The organism is Mesorhizobium sp. M6A.T.Ce.TU.002.03.1.1 (genome assembly GCF_003997275.1).
GTDB classification, from domain to species: Bacteria; Pseudomonadota; Alphaproteobacteria; order Rhizobiales; family Rhizobiaceae; genus Mesorhizobium; species Mesorhizobium mediterraneum.
Window position 1 is genome coordinate 1 of sequence record NZ_RZTI01000012.1, and the last position, 15,806, is coordinate 15,806.

Genomic DNA, 15,806 nt, shown 5'->3' on the forward strand with positions numbered 1-15,806 from the left:
GTGCCTCATATTCCATGTTCTCGATGCCGGAGGGAAACAGCGCCCCGCCATGAATGCGCGACAGCAGCCGCTGGTCGCACAGATCGTTGAGATCCTTGCGGATGGTCTGCGGCGTCACGTTGAAATGCGTTGCCAGATCGTCGACCAGCACGCGGCCATGGTCCTTGGCCATCTGGATGATTTCGGAATGACGCGGCGACAGGTACATTGGGGAAGCTCCCGTTTTCGTTTTTCTTGTCTATAGAGGAAAACGAAAGCGATGAAAAGGCATAAGCCGGCTAACGAAATCACATGCGTCCAAAGACAAACCTCGGCGCAACTTTGCCGACCAATTCAACTCAACCCAGACCGCGGGCGATTTCGGTGATGACTTCGAAAGCGGTGTCGACATCCGCCGCCGTCGTATCGAACTGGCCGACCTGAAAGCGGATCGCCACCTGTCCGCCCACCGGTGTCTGGGTCAGGTAGATGCGGCCATCGTCGTTGATCGCGTTGACCAGCCGCAGATTGTGTTCGTCGATTCCGGCCGCCACCAGATGCCGGAACGAGAACAGCGACAGCATCGGCTCCGTGACAATCTCGAAATCCGGTTCCCCGGCCAGCCGCTCGGCAAGGCCTTCGCTCCAGGCGACATGGTTGCGGATCATGCTCCGGAGATTTTCAAGCCCGTGGGCGCGTAGCAGGAACCATAGTTTCAGTGCGCGAAAGCGCCGCCCGAGCGGCACCGACCATTCGGAATAGTTGATGATGCCGTCGCGCCCGTGCGTCTTCAGGTAATCCGGCTTGATGGCGAGCGTCCGCACCAGGTCTTCCGGCCGGCGGATAAACTGGACCGAGCAGTCGAATTGCGCACCCAGCCATTTGTGCGGGTTGAAGACGATAGAATCCGCGTGCTCCACGCCCGCCCAGAAATGCCGGTATTCCGGACATATCATCGCCGAACCGGCCCAGGCGGCATCGACATGCACATAGAGCCCCTGCCGCTTTGCCACCGCGGCGACGCCGGCGATATCATCGGTGCCGCCGGTGCTGGTGCCGCCCACACAGGCAATGATGCCGGCCGGCAGCATGCCCGCCTCCCGGTCGGCGACGATCGCCTCTTCCAGGGCTGCGACATCCATGGCGCGAAAGCGGCCGGCAACCGGAATGCGCACGAGGTTGTCCTCGCCGATGCCCGATACCCAGATCGCCCGGTCGATGGAGGTATGAACCTGGTCGGAAGAATAGACGCGCAATGTCGGCTGGCCTTGCAGGCCCTTCTCGTTGCCCTGCCAGTCGAGCGCGCGCTCGCGCATGGTCAATACGGCGGCGAGCGTCGCCGACGATGCCGAATCCTGCATGACGCCGGAAAACCCTTCCGGCAGACCAAGCGCCTGACGCATCCAGTCGACGACGCGCGTCTCGAGTTCGGTCGCTGCCGGCGAGGTCTGCCAGAGCATGCATTGCGCGGCCATCACCGAGACCAGATATTCGGCCACCACCGAAACCGGTGCGGCGTTGGCCGGGAAATAGGCGAAGAAGCGCGGATGCTGCCAATGCGTCATGCCCGGCAGGATCTTTTGCTCGAAGTCGGCGAAGATCTCATCCATCGGCTCCGCCGCTTCAGGCGGCGAAGTCTCTACGCTCTTGAAAATGCCACCCGGCTCGACCAGCGGCCGCACCGGTCTTTCGCGCAGCGAGTTGCGATAGTCGGCGCCCCAATCCGCAGCGCGCCTCGACCATTGCCGGAAATCGTCGTTGTTCATCGCACCTCCGGAAAGACGGGCCGTCTATTCGGGAAAATCAGGCAAGCTCGCAAAGGCAGTCTTCAGCGCGTTCGACCAGCCGTCTGAGATGGTGCGGTAGTATTGATCGTCCTGGGCTATCCGCTTCTTCAGGCTGACCTTGTAGGCGTCCTTTTCGTAGAATAGCAGGTCGAGCGGCAGACCGACCGACAGGTTCGATTTCAGCGTCGAGTCGAACGAGACCAGCAGTAGCTTCACCGTCTCGGCGAAACTCATCGTCTTTTCATAGGCGCGGATGATGATCGGCTTGCCGTATTTGGTCTCGCCGATCTGGAAAAACGGCGTGTCGTCGGTCGATTCGATGAAATTGCCTTCCGGATAGATCATGAACAGCCGCGGCGCGCTGCCCTTGATCTGGCCGCCGAGGATGAAGGAGGCATTGAAATAGGAATCCGCCCTGTCGCCGGTTGGTGACGAACTGGCGATGACTTCCTTGACGGTATCACCGACCATCCGCACCGTCTGGTACATGGAGGGCGTTTCGAGCAGTGTCGCGTGGCGATCGCCAACTGCCTTGGTGCGCTCGTCGAGCAGGCTGACGACCGCCTGCGTCGTCGCCAGATTGCCGGCCGACATCAGCACGATGACGCGCTCGCCCGGTTCCTCCCAGACATGCATCTTCTTGAAGGTCGAGATCGAATCCATGCCGGCATTGGTGCGCGTGTCGGACATGAACACGAGCCCGCGATCGATCTTCAGGCCGACGCAATAGGTCATCGAATCTCTTTGGCAGCAATCTTGCCGGGGATTACTGCTCTACCGTGACGGTGACCGCAAGCTGTTCTTCCGCTTGTCCCAGCCGAATTCCCGATACGGGCGTGGCGTCGCGGTAATCACGGCCGGTCGCCACCTTTACATAGCGTTCGTCGGGCGAAATGCCGTTGGCGACGTCGAACGCGACCCAGCCCAGGCCCGCAACATGCGCCTCGGCCCAGGCATGGCTTGCCGCCTGCTCGACCGCAGCATCCATCATCAGATAGCCGCTGACGTAGCGGGCCGGAAACCCCATGGCGCGCGCGGCGGCGGCAAAGATGTGGCTGTGGTCCTGGCAGACGCCGGTCTTGAGCGCCAGAGCGTCCTCGGCCGGGGTCGTCGCGTTGGTAGTGCCTGGCGTATAGGCGACACGCTCGCCGATCACGGCCATCAGCCGGTGCAACCTTTCGATATCGGTCCCCTCGCCGACCGACGCCGCGAGTTCGCGAATGCCGCTGCCGATCGTGGTCAACGGCGTTTCATGGCCAAACAGCCAGAGCGGCGCGAAGCCCTGATGTGGCCCGGAGACGCCCGATGTGTCGCGTGTCACCACCTCGCCTGATGCCTCGACGGTGATGAAATCGCGCTCGCCTTCGACGCTCAACAGTCGCGTGTCGTTGCCGAAATGGTCGCTGAAGCGCACTTCCTCGCGAGCCCCTTCGATCTTCAGCGACCAGGACAAGACGGTCTGCGTCGATCCGCTGACCGGAAGCAGCCGCAGCCGCTGCAGCAGATAATGCACCGGCGCATCGTAGCGGTATTCGGTCCGGTGGGTGATCTTCAACCGCATGGCTTCCTCAATAGAATCGATAGTCCTGCGCGATCTCGTCGCCGAGCCTGATGTTGTCGCGGATGAAATTCGCCAGGAATTCATGCAGGCCGGCGTCGAATATGTCCTTGATCGAGCCGGCCGCCAGCATGGCCTGGGTCTTGCCGGCTGTCGCATGACAGGCATGGCGCTCGCCATAATCGTCGCCCAGGAATCTGAGATGCTCCGTCAGGAAACGGTAGCAGAAGGTCAGCGAGCGCGGCATGCGAACGTTGAGGATCAGATAGTCGGCGATGTTGCTCGGCTTGTAGTCGGCCTCGTAGACCCAGCGATAGGAGCGATGCGCCGACACCGAGCGCAGGATCGATTCCCACTGGTAATTGTCGAGCGTGGAGCCGACCCACGAGATCGACGGCAACAGCACGTAGTATTTCACATCCAGGATGCGTGCCGTGTTGTCGGCGCGTTCGACATAGGTGCCGAGCTGCGAGAAATCGAAGATCTCATTGCGCAGCATGGTGCCGTAGAACGAGCCGCGGATCAGGGCCGTCTCGCGCTTGATCGCGTCGAGCACACTGGGCAGGTCGCGCTCGTCGATCGGCCTGGCCAGCATCCGCTTAAGCGACATCCAGGCTTCGTTGATGCTTTCCCAAGTTTCGCGCGTCAGCGCGGTGCGCACCATGCGGGCATTGTTGCGAGCCGTCTCGATCGACGCCATCGTGCTCGACGGGTTGGATGTGTCGCGCAGCAGGAAATCGGCGACGTTGGCGGCGGTATAGTCGGAATATTTCTGCGTGAAGGCAGCATCCGAGCCGGCGCTGAGCAGCACCGAATTCCACTCTTCGGAGGCATTCTGGGTGCGGGTCAGCGCCATGCGCAGCCCGGCATCGACCAGCCGCGCCATGTTTTCCGCCCGCTCGATATAGCGGTTCATCCAGTAGAGCCCGTTGGCGGTGCGGCCTAAAAGCATCAAAAAACCTTCAAGTGAAAATTAATCATCGAGCACCCACGTATCCTTGGTGCCGCCGCCCTGCGATGAGTTGACCACCAGCGAGCCTTCCTTGAGCGCCACGCGCGTCAGCCCGCCCGGCACGATCTGGATGCGGTCGGAAACCAGCACATAGGGCCTGAGATCGACATGGCGCGGCGCCAGTCCTTTGTCGGTCAGGATCGGACAGGTCGACAGCGCCAGTGTCGGCTGGGCGATGTAGTTCGACGGTTTTGCCGCGAGTTTCTTGGAAAAATCCTCGCATTCCTTCTTGGTCGCCGCCGGCCCCACCAGCATGCCGTAGCCGCCGGACCCGTGAACTTCCTTCACCACCAGCTCATGGATGTGTTCGAGCACATATTTCAGGCTGTCCGGCTCCGAGCAGCGCCAGGTCGGGATGTTGCCGAGGATCGCCTTGCGGCCGGTGTAGAATTCGACGATCTCGGGCATGTAGGAATAGATCGCCTTGTCGTCGGCGATGCCGGTTCCCGGCGCATTGGCGATGGTGATGTTGCCGGCGCGGTAGACATCCATGATGCCCGGCACGCCAAGTGCCGAGTCCGGACGGAAGGTCAGCGGATCGAGGAAAGAATCATCGACCCTTCGATAAAGCACGTCGATCTGCTTGTAGCCTTCGGTCGTGCGCATCGCGACATGGCCGTCGACGACGCGCAGATCCTGTCCCTCGACAAGCTGCACGCCCATCTGATCGGCAAGGAAGGCATGCTCGAAATAGGCGGAGTTGAAGCTGCCAGGCGTCAGCACGGCGATGGTCGGCGCGCCCTTGGTGCTTTGCGGCCGCACCGCTGCCAGCGACTGGCGCAAGAGCTGCGGATAGTTTTCCACCGGCCGTACCTTGATCTGCTGGAACAGCTCGGGAAAGAGCTGCATCATCGTCTCGCGGTTCTCCAGCATGTAGGAGACGCCGGACGGCGTGCGCGCATTGTCCTCCAGCACGTAGAACTCGTTCTCGCTGATGCGCACGATATCGACGCCGATGATATGGGTGTAGACGCCCGCCGGCGGCCGCACTCCGATCATCTCCGGCAGGAACGCCTCGTTCTTGGCGATCAATTCCTTGGGGACGCGCCCGGCGCGCAAGATCTCCTGGCGGTGGTAGATATCGTCGAGGAAGGCGTTCAGCGCCTGGACGCGCTGCTCGATGCCTTGCGTCAGCCGTCGCCATTCATTGCCGGATATGATGCGCGGAACGATATCGAAGGGAATCAGGCGTTCGGAGGCTTCCTGCTCGCCATAGACGGCAAAGGTGATGCCGGTCTTGCGAAAGACGCGTTCGGCGTCCTGCATCTTTTCAGTAAGCCTGGCCGGATCCTGCTCCTTCAGCCAGCGATCGTAAGCCGAATACGGTTTTCTCAATCCGGAGATTTCCGGAAGCATTTCGTCGAACGCTGCCAATCGCATACTCCCCTGTGAGGCCATTTCACTGGCGTCACCGGAGAAAATCAAGCGCAATCGGCGATTTGGAGGATGCGGGCGATCAGTATGTGGTGGCTGCCTAAAATTAGGGCAGCACCAATATGGCTGCGATCAGGCTTTGCCTTATGTCCAGGCAGGCGGCAGGCGCTGCTCAGAACGCGCGAAAGGTGACGACCGTGAACGTGTCCTTGATGCCTGGAAGAATCTGCACCTTCTCGTTGACGAAATGGCCGATGTCTTCCTCGTCGTCGACGTAGAATTTGGCGAGCAGATCGTAGTTGCCGGCTGTCGAGTAGATTTCCGAAGCGATCTCGGCATCGGCCAAAGCGCTGGCAACGTCATAGGCCTTGCCCAGATCGCACTTTATCTGCACGAAAAATGCCTTCATTGACCGGTCCTGCTCAAGCTTGCGCCTACAGCGCCGCGCGTCCTTTAGAACGCGCAAAGGACGCTGTAGCACTTTGATTGCGCATGATCCTTTCCGAAAATCGAATCCGATTTTCGGGGTCATGCGCATAGGCGGCCCTTGTGGCAGACTGCCGCCCGGCTTTCAAGCATCAGGACGGCGCTCAGGCAGAACCCGATTTAAAGGAGAAGCTTAACTGCGGCCGGACGGCGAATGTTCGCGGCTGCTGAAACCGTGAAGCGCCGCCGACCGTATGTTATCGTCGGGCCGGATGGCAAGGATTACACGGCCGTCTACACGCAACAGCCCGACGGCAGCTTCCGCATCACCGGCTGCAGCCTGCGCGCTTCCACTTCGCTGAGCACCTGAGCGCGTGCCCGAGCCGCGACGGTCTGATCAATCGCGCCGCCGGTAAAGCGTCCAGCTCAGCCCTGATAGGCCCCAGTTCCTTGACGCATCAATTCGCTCATAGGCAAGTGCGCAAGCCGACGCGGGTTCGACCCGTTTCGATTGTATGTCAGGATCACCCTCCATGATCAGCCAAGCGGGACGTCGAATGCACAGTTCGTCTTTCGGGACGAACCAAGCCTGACGGCCTGTCCGCGCTGCAAAGTAGTCGACGACCATCGCAGTCCGGAAGTCGTGGTTGCTGGCATAGGTGGTGGCACCGTTTTGCGTCATCTGCCCCACGATCAAGGCATAGCAACCGCGGCCATATTCGTAGAACTGCAGCAGCGACGATATGCTGCCGCTCATCATGACCGCGAGCGCTCCTGCCGCCAGATATCTTTTGAACCCGCCCGCATCGAAGCCGCGACCGAGCATCTCGCCAGTCCAAAGCAGCAACAACGTTCCACTGACGATGAAATAGCGTGGGATCTGGAGATTGGGCAGATTCGCTGCGCACATGAGGGCAGGCAATCCCACAATTCCGATGACATAGAGACTGGCCCGACGATCACGCCATATGCCGGCAGAGATGCAGACCATGCCGCAGGCAGCAGCGATGCAGGTCCAATCGCCAATCCAGGACGGCAGGCCCAGCAGATATCTGATCACCCCGCCATATCCCTTTGCGAACGCCTGGAACGAGAAAGGCGAAACACCCCCGACGACGAAGCCGGACAGCTGGGCGCCGACGACCACGCAGATGGCCAACGGCAGCACCGCAAGGACGGCAGGCGTGAAAGTCAAACCGACGTCAGCGAGTGTGCGGCCAATCCTTTCCGTGCGCAGCCAAGTGACCCATGTGGTCCAGGCTACAAGGACCGGCACCATTTCGATCATCGTGAGGTGAGACAGCAGGCCCAGCAGGATCGCCGCGGCCAAAGCGATGACCGATGAACCTCTTTTGTCGAGCCAGCGTTCCAGAAAAACCACAGAAAGGAGCGTGAACAGCACCAGCCCGGCGTAGCCGCGCGCTTCCGAGCCGTAGTGGACCATCGGATAGCTCACTGCAAACAGCAGACTTGTGGAAATCATCGCCCATCGCCCGCGTGGCACTGCTGCAGCTGCAACAATCGTGCTGGCGCCGAACGCGATGGACAGGCCTCGTTGGAGCAGCGGCGAAGTATCAGGGCCGATTAGATACAGATAGGCCGAATTGAGGAAATGATTGTTGTCGTGATTTACGCGCCAGAAGATCTGGTTGATCGAGGTGAGCGGCTCGATGAGAGAAAAACTCCAGATCTCGTCCAGCCAGAGATCGCCGCGTGCGCCCAGCAACCGCAGAACAAGGCCAGCCACAACGATCGCAAAAATCGCAAGCGATGGCTTGGCCATCCATCGCCGGACCGACATGAAAGAAGAGGCGCAAGGTTCGGCAACGCCGTTCGTCCGCGCCGTCACTTCTGAAGCTGAAGCTTGTCCCGAGACGAACAGGTTCTTGGTCCCCGCCCAATGCCATGCCGGCAATGCTTATTCGTCAGTCGTTTCAAAACAGTTCCCGGACAGGCTTTAGCGGGCTGGAATATCGCCCCTTGCCCAGCCCTCAGAAATTTCCACCGCCCGAGCCTCGAAGGCGCCGGCCTCGATGGCGGCACGAATGTCCTGCATCAGCTTCTGGTAGTAGGAAAGATTGTTCCAGGTCAGCAGCATCGCCCCCAACGCCTCTTGCGAGCGGACCAGATGGTGCAGATAGGCGCGCGAATAATCTCTGGCGGCCGGGCAGTCGCTCTCCTCGTCCAGCGGGCGCGGATCGTCGGCATGGCGAGCGTTGCGCAGATTGACCTTGCCGCGCCGTGTATAGGCGAGGCCATGACGGCCGGCGCGCGTCGGCATCACGCAATCGAACATGTCGATGCCGCGCGCCACCGATTTCAAGATGTCGTCAGGCGTGCCGACACCCATCAGATAGCGCGGCCTGTCCGCCGGCAGCTCCGGGCAGGTGATTTCGAGCATTTCGAGCATCACCGCTTGCGGCTCGCCGACGGCCAGCCCGCCTATCGCATAGCCCTTGAGGTCCATCGCTTTCAGCGCCTGCGACGAGCGCAGCCGCAAGGCCGGTATGTCGCCGCCCTGGACGATGCCGAACATCGCCTTGCCCTGCTGATCGCCGAATGCCGTCTTGCAACGCTCGGCCCAGCGCAGCGACAGCTCCATGGCCCGCTCGATCTCTTTCTCCATGGCCGGCAGCGCTGTGCATTCGTCGAGCTGCATCTGGATGTCGGAATCGAGCAGTCCCTGGATCTCGATCGAGCGCTCGGGCGACATCTCATAGGCGGCGCCGTCGATGTGCGAGCGGAAGGTGACGCCCTTCTCGGTGAGTTTCCTCAGCTTCGACAGCGACATAACCTGGAAGCCGCCGCTGTCGGTCAGGATCGGATGCGGCCAGCGGGCGAATTCATGCAGGCCGCCAAGCCGCGCCACACGTTCGGCGCCGGGCCGCAGCATCAGATGATAGGTGTTGCCCAGGATGATGTCCGAGCCGACGCCACGCACCTGATCCATATACATGGTCTTGACCGTGCCGCCGGTGCCGACCGGCATGAAGGCGGGCGTGCGGATTTCTCCGCGCGGCATGGTGATCGCGCCGCGCCGCGCTTTGCCGTCGGTCGCCAGCACCTCGAAGGTAAACGCCTTAGTCATTGAATTCCTTGTGTATACCGGACGCGCGTCCATCGTTCGCCTCCTTGAACAGCAGACTTGCGTCTCCGTAGGAATAAAACCTGTAGCGGTTCTCGATCGCTTGCGCATAGGCCGCACGCATCGTTTCCAGACCGCAAAACGCCGAAACCAGCATGAACAGCGTCGAGCGCGGCAGATGGAAATTGGTCATCAGCATGTCGGCGGCCTTGAAACGGTAGCCGGGCGTGATGAAGATGTCCGTCGGGCCGGACCACGCGGCGAGCCGGCCGTCCTCCCGCGCAGCGCTTTCAAGCAGGCGCAGCGACGTCGTGCCGACGGCGATGATGCGCCCGCCACGCGCCTTTGCCGCGTTCAGCGCCTCGGCGGTTTCCGGGCTGACCGAGCCGATCTCGGCATGCATCTTGTGATCGGCGGTGTCGTCGACTTTCACCGGCAGGAACGTGCCGGCGCCGACATGCAGGGTGACGAAGCGCCGCTCGACGCCTTTGGCATCGAGCGCGGCGAAAAGCTCCGGCGTGAAATGCAGGCCGGCCGTGGGTGCCGCCACGGCGCCCTCCTCCCTGGCATAGATGGTCTGGTAGTCGCTGCGGTCGCGCTCGTCGTCATCGCGCTTCGAGGCGATGTAGGGCGGCAACGGAATGTGGCCGACGGCATGCAGCGCCTCGTCGAGGAATGGACCTGACAGGTCAAAGCCAAGCAACGCCTCGCCGGCCTCGCCCTTCTCGATCACCGTGGCATCGAGCTGGCCGAGAAAGCAGGAATTGGCGTCATGGCCGAAATGAATGCGGTCGCCAACGGCGATGCGCTTGCCCGGCCGCATGAAAGCCAGCCAGCGGTCGGGAGCCACCCGCATGTGCAGCGTGGCTTCGACTTGCGCCGCCGCTTCGCCGCGCCGCCTGATGCCTTTCAACTGCGCCGGGATGACCTTGGTGTCGTTGAAGACCAGCACGTCACCGGCCTCGAGCAGGGACGGCAGCTCACGCACCGTACGGTCTTCGAGACCCTCACCCGGCCTGACAACCAGCATGTTGGCGCTGTCGCGCGGTTCTGCCGGTCGAAGCGCGATGCGCTCCTCCGGCAGTTCAAAGTCGAAAAGGTCGACGCGCAAGGAAATCCCAACTCAAGGTTCCGGGCAGGTCACCGCCCAGGCGCCAACACCGTCGATGCTCAGCGTGCCGCCCATTGCGAAATTGGACTGTTCGCGGGCCTTGACCAGTCGCAGTTTGGCGACAATCGAGCTGATACCCTCGTCGGTGAGATCGATCGCCATGTGCTGGTCGTCCTCGAATGCCTGTCCGACGATCACTTTCGTCGATCCCGGCTGGCCGTCGGTGGTCCATGTCTTGCCGCCGGCATCCAGCCACACGCGCGCGACTGCGATCGCGGCGGTGTTTCCCATCAGGACATCGATCGACGCCGCGTCGCCTTCAGCGCTGCAAACGATCGATTCCGTCGCCAGCGCCGAAGTGGCCGCCGCGACAAGCATCAGAATGATAGCCGCGACAGCCCGGTAGATCATTTCACGTCGGCCGCGACCTTCAGCGACACGATCTTGTCGGGATCCGGCACCGGCTCGCCGCGCTTGATCTTGTCGACATTGTCCATGCCTTCGATGACCTGGCCCCAGACCGTGTATTGGCGATTGAGGAAGGCGGCATCGTCGAAGCAGATGAAGAACTGCGAGTTGGCCGAGTTCGGGTTCTGCGAGCGCGCCATCGAGCAGGTGCCGCGGCCATGGTTGGCGTTGGAGAACTCGGCCTTCAGGTCGGGCTTGTCGGAGCCGCCCGTGCCGGCACGGGCGGGCGCGAAAGAGGGCTTGCTGGAATTGCCGAATTTCACATCGCCGGTCTGCGCCATGAAGCCGTCGATGACGCGATGGAACACCACGCCGTCATAAGCGCCTTCGCGCGCCAGTTCCTTGATGCGGCCGACATGGCCAGGCGCCAGATCGGGAAACAGTTCGATGACGACCTTGCCCTTGGTCGTTTCCATGATGAGCGCGTTCTCGCGGTCCTTGATCTCGGCCATGTCAGAATATCCTTTGAAACTAATGGGTTTACTTGCCGTCGGCGGCGATGCGCACCTTGATCATGCGATCGGGACCGGTGACAACCCCGTTCTGCGCCTCGTCGCCTTTCTTTATCTGGTCCACCAACTCCATGCCTTTCTCGACATTGCCGACGATGGTGTACTGGCCATCGAGCGGCGGCGCGGGCGCAAACATGATGAAGAACTGCGAATTGGCGGAATCCGGGTCCTGCGAGCGGGCCATGCCGACCACGCCGCGCACGTAGCGCTCGGATGTCGAGAATTCGGCCGGCAGGTCGGGAAGATCGGAACCGCCGGTGCCGACAGCATCGGCGTTGAAACCGTTCTTCATGTTGCCGAACTTCACGTCGCCGGTCTGTGCCATGAAGCCGTCGATGACGCGGTGGAAAGCGACGCTGTCGTAAGCGCCCTGGCGCACCAGCTTCTTGATCTGCTCGACATGCTTCGGCGCGAGATCAGGCCTGAGTGCGACGGTCACGTCGCCACCCTTCAGCGTGATGATCATGGTGTTTTCCGGATCGGCGGCGAAGGCCGAAACGGATGCAGCCACAAGGCCGAAAAGAACGACAAAGCAGGTGGCGAGCCTTTTGAGCTGCATGGATCTTTCTCCGAAAACCTTTGTTTCATGCATATCGCTGTCCCGAAACCGGGTTCGACTTCTGGGCGACATGCCTTATTTCGCGAATTTGGCGGTGAGTACGCCAGCCACAGCCGCCGGCACGAAGGGGCGGATGTCGCCTCCCATCGAGGCTATCTGACGGACAAGTGTGGCGGTAATGGTTCGCACCGAAGGACTGGCGGGCAGAAAAACCGTCTGCAGTTCCGGCGCCATGGTCTCGTTCATGCCGGCCATCTGCATCTCGTAGTCGAGATCGGTGCCGTCGCGCAGGCCGCGGATCATGATCGAGGCACCCTGCTTCCTGGCCGCGTCGATGACCAGCCCGTCGAAAGCGACAACCTTGATGCGGGCGCCGTCACGGCCGAATTCGGCCTTCGTCGCCGCTTCGATGAGGCCGACCCGTTCCTCGAAGGAAAACAGCGGCTTCTTGCCGGGATGAATGCCGATCGCCGCATAGACGGTGTCCGCCACGGCCAGCGACGCCTTCAGCACGTCGAGATGGCCGTTGGTCAGCGGGTCGAAGGAGCCGGCATAAAGAGCGATGCGTTCTGTCATGGCAGGTGCTTCTAGCGAGCCTGTCTCGCAAAGGCAATCCGGTCAGCGAGCCGCCGATGCATGTCGCCCAAAGTGCGCAGCGGTTTTGGGACAACGACATGCACCCAGATAGGGACTCAATGCGCATCGCCTGGGCCACGTTATTCGCGATGCGCTTTGAGTGAACCTTTTGACCGAAATGAACGACAGATGAACGGGCCGATCACAGAGGCTTCACGCAGCGTTCACTAGGTTGCAGCTTCAGAAGATGAAACCAAAACCCCATTTGAACGTTGTTAGGCGCAGGAGAACACGCACATGCTGATCTACATGCTCGCCGCCGCAATGACCGTCGCCATGCTGATTGCCACCGTATTCGGGTTGCATCAGGAAGCAGGGCGTGTCCGCGCCAAGGCCAATACCAAACGGTTCGAGGGCTTCGGTATCCGCAAGCCTTATCGCCACTTCTGAACCGGCCGTTATTTGTTGACGGCGCCGGCCCATCGGGCCGGCATTTCCCCATCAAGGCCTACTCGCCGCTGTTGTCCGGGTCAGCACCGGCATCCGGGCTGGCGTTGCCCTCAACACTCTCTTCGGCTTCCTCGTCCGATTGCGGTTCCGATATCCGCTCCACCGAAACGACCTTCTCGCCGTCGGCCGTGTTGAAGATGGTCACGCCCTTGGTGGCGCGGCTGGCGAAACGAATGCCGTTGACCGGCACGCGGATGACGGTGCCGCCGTCCGAGACAAGCATGATCTGGTCGTCGTTGCCGACCGGGAAGGTCGCCACCAGGCGACCGATCTCGGCCGCTTTCGACACGTCGGTGGCGCGAATGCCCTTGCCGCCGCGCCCTGTAAGGCGGAAATCATAGGAAGACGAACGCTTGCCGTAGCCATATTCCGTCACCGTCAGCACGAACTGCTCATGTGCCTTGAGGAATTCGTAGCGCTCGTCGGAAAGCTCCGTCTCCTCGCCAACCTCTTCATTGGTAAGCTGGATGTCTTCGTCCTCGCCGGCCGCAATGCCGGCGGCGAGCCGTCGTTCGGCCACCACCCGCTTGAGATAAGCGGCGCGCTCGGCCGGCGGCGCCTCGACATGTTCGATCACCGCCATCGAGATCACCCGGTCGGTGGGAGCCATGGCGATGCCGCGCACGCCGACCGAGTTGCGGCTCTGGAAGACGCGCACGTCGCTGACCGAGAAGCGGATGCACTGGCCGGAGCTTGCGGTCAAAAGCACGTCGTCATTGTCTGTGCAGGTCTCGACGCCGAGAATCTCGTCGCCTTCCTCTTCCAGCTTCATGGCGATCTTGCCGTTGCGGTTGACCTGGACGAAGTCCGACAGCTTGTTGCGGCGCACCGTGCCGCGCGTCGTGGCGAACATCACATCGAGCTCGCCCCAGCTGGTCTCGTCCTCGGGCAGCGGCATGATGGTGGTGATGCGTTCGCCCTGCTCCAGCGGCAGCATGTTGATCAGCGCCTTGCCGCGCGACTGCGGGTTGCCGATCGGCAGGCGCCAGACCTTTTCCTTGTAGACGATGCCGCGCGAGGAGAAGAACAGCACCGGCGTGTGCGTGTTGGCGACGAACAGCCGGGTGACGAAATCCTCTTCCTTGGTCGACATGCCGGAACGGCCCTTGCCGCCGCGACGCTGCGCCCGATAGAGCGACAGCGGCACGCGCTTGATGTAGCCGGAATGACTGACCGTCACGACCATGTCCTCGCGTTGGATCAGGTCCTCGTCTTCCATATCCGCCCCGCCCTCGGACAGCTCGGTGCGGCGCGGCGTGCCGAACTCGTCGCGCACGGCGGCAAGCTCGTCCTTGACGATCTGCTGAATGCGGGCGCGGGACGACAGGATGTCCAGGTAATCCTTGATCTCGTCGCCGATCGTGTTCAACTCGTCGGCGATTTCGTCGCGGCCGAGGGCGGTCAGGCGCTGCAGGCGCAGTTCGAGGATGGCGCGGGCCTGTTCCTCGGAAAGATTGTAGGTGCCGTCCTCATTGATGCGGTGGCGCGGATCGTCGATCAGCAGGATCAGCGATTCGACGTCGCCCGAGGGCCAGCGCCGCTCCATCAACTGCTCGCGCGCCGTCTGCGGGTCCGGCGCGCTGCGGATCAGTTTTATCACCTCGTCGATGTTGGCGACAGCAATGGCAAGGCCGACCAGCACATGGGCGCGATCGCGCGCCTTGCGCAGCAGGAATTTCGTGCGCCGGCTGATCACATCCTCGCGGAAGGCGACGAACGCCTTCAGCATGTCGGTTAGCGTCAGCAATTCCGGCTTGCCGCCGTTCAGCGCCACCATATTGGCGCCGAACGACGTCTGCAGCGGCGTAAAACGGTAGAGCTGGTTGAGAATGACGTCGGCGACCGCGTCGCGCTTCAATTCGATGACGACGCGGTAGCCTTGGCGGTCGCTCTCGTCGCGGATGTCGGAAATGCCCTCGATGCGCTTGTCGCGCACAAGCTCGGCCATCTTCTCGATCATCGACGACTTGTTCACCTGATAGGGAACTTCGGTGATGATGATCGATTCACGGTCATTGCCGCGTTGCTCAATATTGACGCGGCCGCGCATGACGATGGAGCCGCGGCCGGTCGAATAGGCGCTGTAGATGCCGGAACGGCCGAGCACGATGCCGCCGGTCGGGAAGTCCGGCCCCGGAATGATCTCCATCAGCGCCGGCAGGTCGATTGCCGGATTGTCGATGAGGGCAATGGCGCCGTTGCAGACCTCGCCCAGATTGTGCGGCGGGATGTTGGTGGCCATGCCGACGGCAATGCCGCCGGAGCCATTGACCAACAGGTTCGGGAAGCGCGCCGGCAGGACTTTCGGTTCGCTGCCGGACGCATCATAAGTGTCCTGGAAATCGACGGTGTCCTTGTCGATGTCTTCCAGCAACTCATGCGCGACCTTGGTCAGCCGCGATTCGGTGTAGCGCATCGCCGCCGGCGGATCGCCGTCGATCGAGCCGAAATTGCCCTGCCCGTCGATCAGCGGCACGCGCAGCGACCAGTCTTGCGCCATGCGCACCAAGGCGTCGTAGATCGAGGCGTCGCCATGCGGATGGTATTTACCCATCACGTCGGCGACCGGGCGGGCCGACTTCACATATTTGCGGTTCCAGTGGTAGCCGCTCTCATGGGCGGCGTAGAGGATGCGGCGATGCACCGGCTTCAACCCGTCGCGCACGTCGGGTAGCGCACGGCTGACGATCACGCTCATGGCGTAATCGAGATAGGAGCGCTGCATCTCCTCGATGATGGATATCGGCTCGATGCCGGTGGGGCCGCCGTCGGCGCCGCGCGGTGTCTTCTGGTCGGTCAAATCAGGTCACAATCTAATCAGGAATCACTCGGTGCTTATATAGGAAGCC

General features: G+C 61.7%; 17 protein-coding genes. 2 read left to right on the forward strand and 15 right to left on the reverse strand.

Annotated features, from left to right (window positions below):
• The 7 genes from EOC93_RS05905 to EOC93_RS05935 all read right to left on the reverse strand — a co-directional run.
• The coding region (locus EOC93_RS05905; RefSeq protein ID WP_164759053.1) for a DeoR family transcriptional regulator at window positions 1-208 on the reverse strand (208 nt) is incomplete at its 3' end.
• 130 nt (window positions 209-338) lie between these two features.
• A complete protein-coding gene (locus tag EOC93_RS05910; protein WP_127204109.1) occupies window positions 339-1,745 on the reverse strand; it encodes a pyridoxal-dependent decarboxylase in 1,407 nt (468 codons plus the stop codon).
• Between the two features lie 24 nt (window positions 1,746-1,769).
• Window positions 1,770-2,501 (reverse strand): peptidase, encoded by a 732-nt coding sequence (locus EOC93_RS05915; RefSeq protein ID WP_095485291.1) that lies wholly within the window; start codon window positions 2,499-2,501, stop codon window positions 1,770-1,772.
• A gap of 31 nt (window positions 2,502-2,532) precedes the next feature.
• Complete coding sequence (locus tag EOC93_RS05920) at window positions 2,533-3,327, reverse strand: transglutaminase family protein (RefSeq protein ID WP_095485292.1); 795 nt, start codon at window positions 3,325-3,327, stop codon at window positions 2,533-2,535.
• A 7-nt stretch (window positions 3,328-3,334) separates the two neighbouring features.
• A complete protein-coding gene (locus EOC93_RS05925) occupies window positions 3,335-4,276 on the reverse strand; it encodes an alpha-E domain-containing protein (RefSeq protein ID WP_095485293.1) in 942 nt (313 codons plus the stop codon).
• A gap of 21 nt (window positions 4,277-4,297) precedes the next feature.
• Window positions 4,298-5,710 carry a circularly permuted type 2 ATP-grasp protein gene (locus EOC93_RS05930; RefSeq protein ID WP_164759054.1) on the reverse strand — a complete coding sequence of 471 codons (1,413 nt, stop codon included), beginning with the start codon at window positions 5,708-5,710 and terminating at the stop codon, window positions 4,298-4,300.
• Between the two features lie 172 nt (window positions 5,711-5,882).
• Window positions 5,883-6,119, reverse strand: coding sequence for an Lrp/AsnC ligand binding domain-containing protein (locus tag EOC93_RS05935; protein WP_023674883.1), 237 nt, complete (start codon window positions 6,117-6,119; stop codon window positions 5,883-5,885).
• 231 nt (window positions 6,120-6,350) lie between these two features.
• Here EOC93_RS05935 and EOC93_RS34005 point away from each other — a divergent pair, with 231 nt between their 5' ends.
• Window positions 6,351-6,506 carry a hypothetical protein gene (locus tag EOC93_RS34005; RefSeq protein WP_164759052.1) on the forward strand — a complete coding sequence of 52 codons (156 nt, stop codon included), beginning with the start codon at window positions 6,351-6,353 and terminating at the stop codon, window positions 6,504-6,506.
• A gap of 27 nt (window positions 6,507-6,533) precedes the next feature.
• Here EOC93_RS34005 and EOC93_RS05940 read toward each other — a convergent pair whose 3' ends face one another.
• From EOC93_RS05940 to coaD, 7 genes are all read right to left on the reverse strand, one after another.
• On the reverse strand, window positions 6,534-7,919 hold the full coding sequence (locus EOC93_RS05940) for a hypothetical protein (protein WP_127204111.1): 1,386 nt from the start codon (window positions 7,917-7,919) through the stop codon (window positions 6,534-6,536).
• Between the two features lie 174 nt (window positions 7,920-8,093).
• Window positions 8,094-9,224, reverse strand: a complete 1,131-nt coding sequence (gene tgt, locus EOC93_RS05945; RefSeq protein WP_127204112.1) for a tRNA guanosine(34) transglycosylase Tgt — start codon at window positions 9,222-9,224, stop codon at window positions 8,094-8,096.
• Complete coding sequence (gene queA, locus EOC93_RS05950; protein ID WP_127204113.1) at window positions 9,217-10,332, reverse strand: tRNA preQ1(34) S-adenosylmethionine ribosyltransferase-isomerase QueA; 1,116 nt, start codon at window positions 10,330-10,332, stop codon at window positions 9,217-9,219. The genes tgt and queA overlap by 8 nt, the downstream gene beginning before the upstream one ends.
• A 12-nt stretch (window positions 10,333-10,344) precedes the next feature.
• Window positions 10,345-10,743, reverse strand: coding sequence for a hypothetical protein (locus EOC93_RS05955; RefSeq protein ID WP_127204114.1), 399 nt, complete (start codon window positions 10,741-10,743; stop codon window positions 10,345-10,347).
• Complete coding sequence (locus EOC93_RS05960; RefSeq protein WP_091593716.1) at window positions 10,740-11,252, reverse strand: peptidylprolyl isomerase; 513 nt, start codon at window positions 11,250-11,252, stop codon at window positions 10,740-10,742. The genes EOC93_RS05955 and EOC93_RS05960 overlap by 4 nt, the downstream gene beginning before the upstream one ends.
• Before the next feature lie 28 nt (window positions 11,253-11,280).
• Window positions 11,281-11,871, reverse strand: a complete 591-nt coding sequence (locus EOC93_RS05965; RefSeq protein ID WP_127204115.1) for a peptidylprolyl isomerase — start codon at window positions 11,869-11,871, stop codon at window positions 11,281-11,283.
• A 75-nt stretch (window positions 11,872-11,946) separates the two neighbouring features.
• Window positions 11,947-12,447 carry a pantetheine-phosphate adenylyltransferase gene (coaD, locus tag EOC93_RS05970; RefSeq protein ID WP_126106453.1) on the reverse strand — a complete coding sequence of 167 codons (501 nt, stop codon included), beginning with the start codon at window positions 12,445-12,447 and terminating at the stop codon, window positions 11,947-11,949.
• Between the two features lie 297 nt (window positions 12,448-12,744).
• Here coaD and EOC93_RS05975 point away from each other — a divergent pair, with 297 nt between their 5' ends.
• Window positions 12,745-12,897, forward strand: coding sequence for a hypothetical protein (locus EOC93_RS05975; protein WP_095485300.1), 153 nt, complete (start codon window positions 12,745-12,747; stop codon window positions 12,895-12,897).
• 58 nt (window positions 12,898-12,955) lie between these two features.
• Here the strand turns inward: EOC93_RS05975 and gyrA are convergent, their stop codons facing one another.
• Entirely contained in the window at window positions 12,956-15,757 is a 2,802-nt protein-coding gene (gene gyrA, locus EOC93_RS05980; RefSeq protein ID WP_126106452.1) for a DNA gyrase subunit A, read from the reverse strand.
• Window positions 15,758-15,806: the final 49 nt, after the last annotated feature.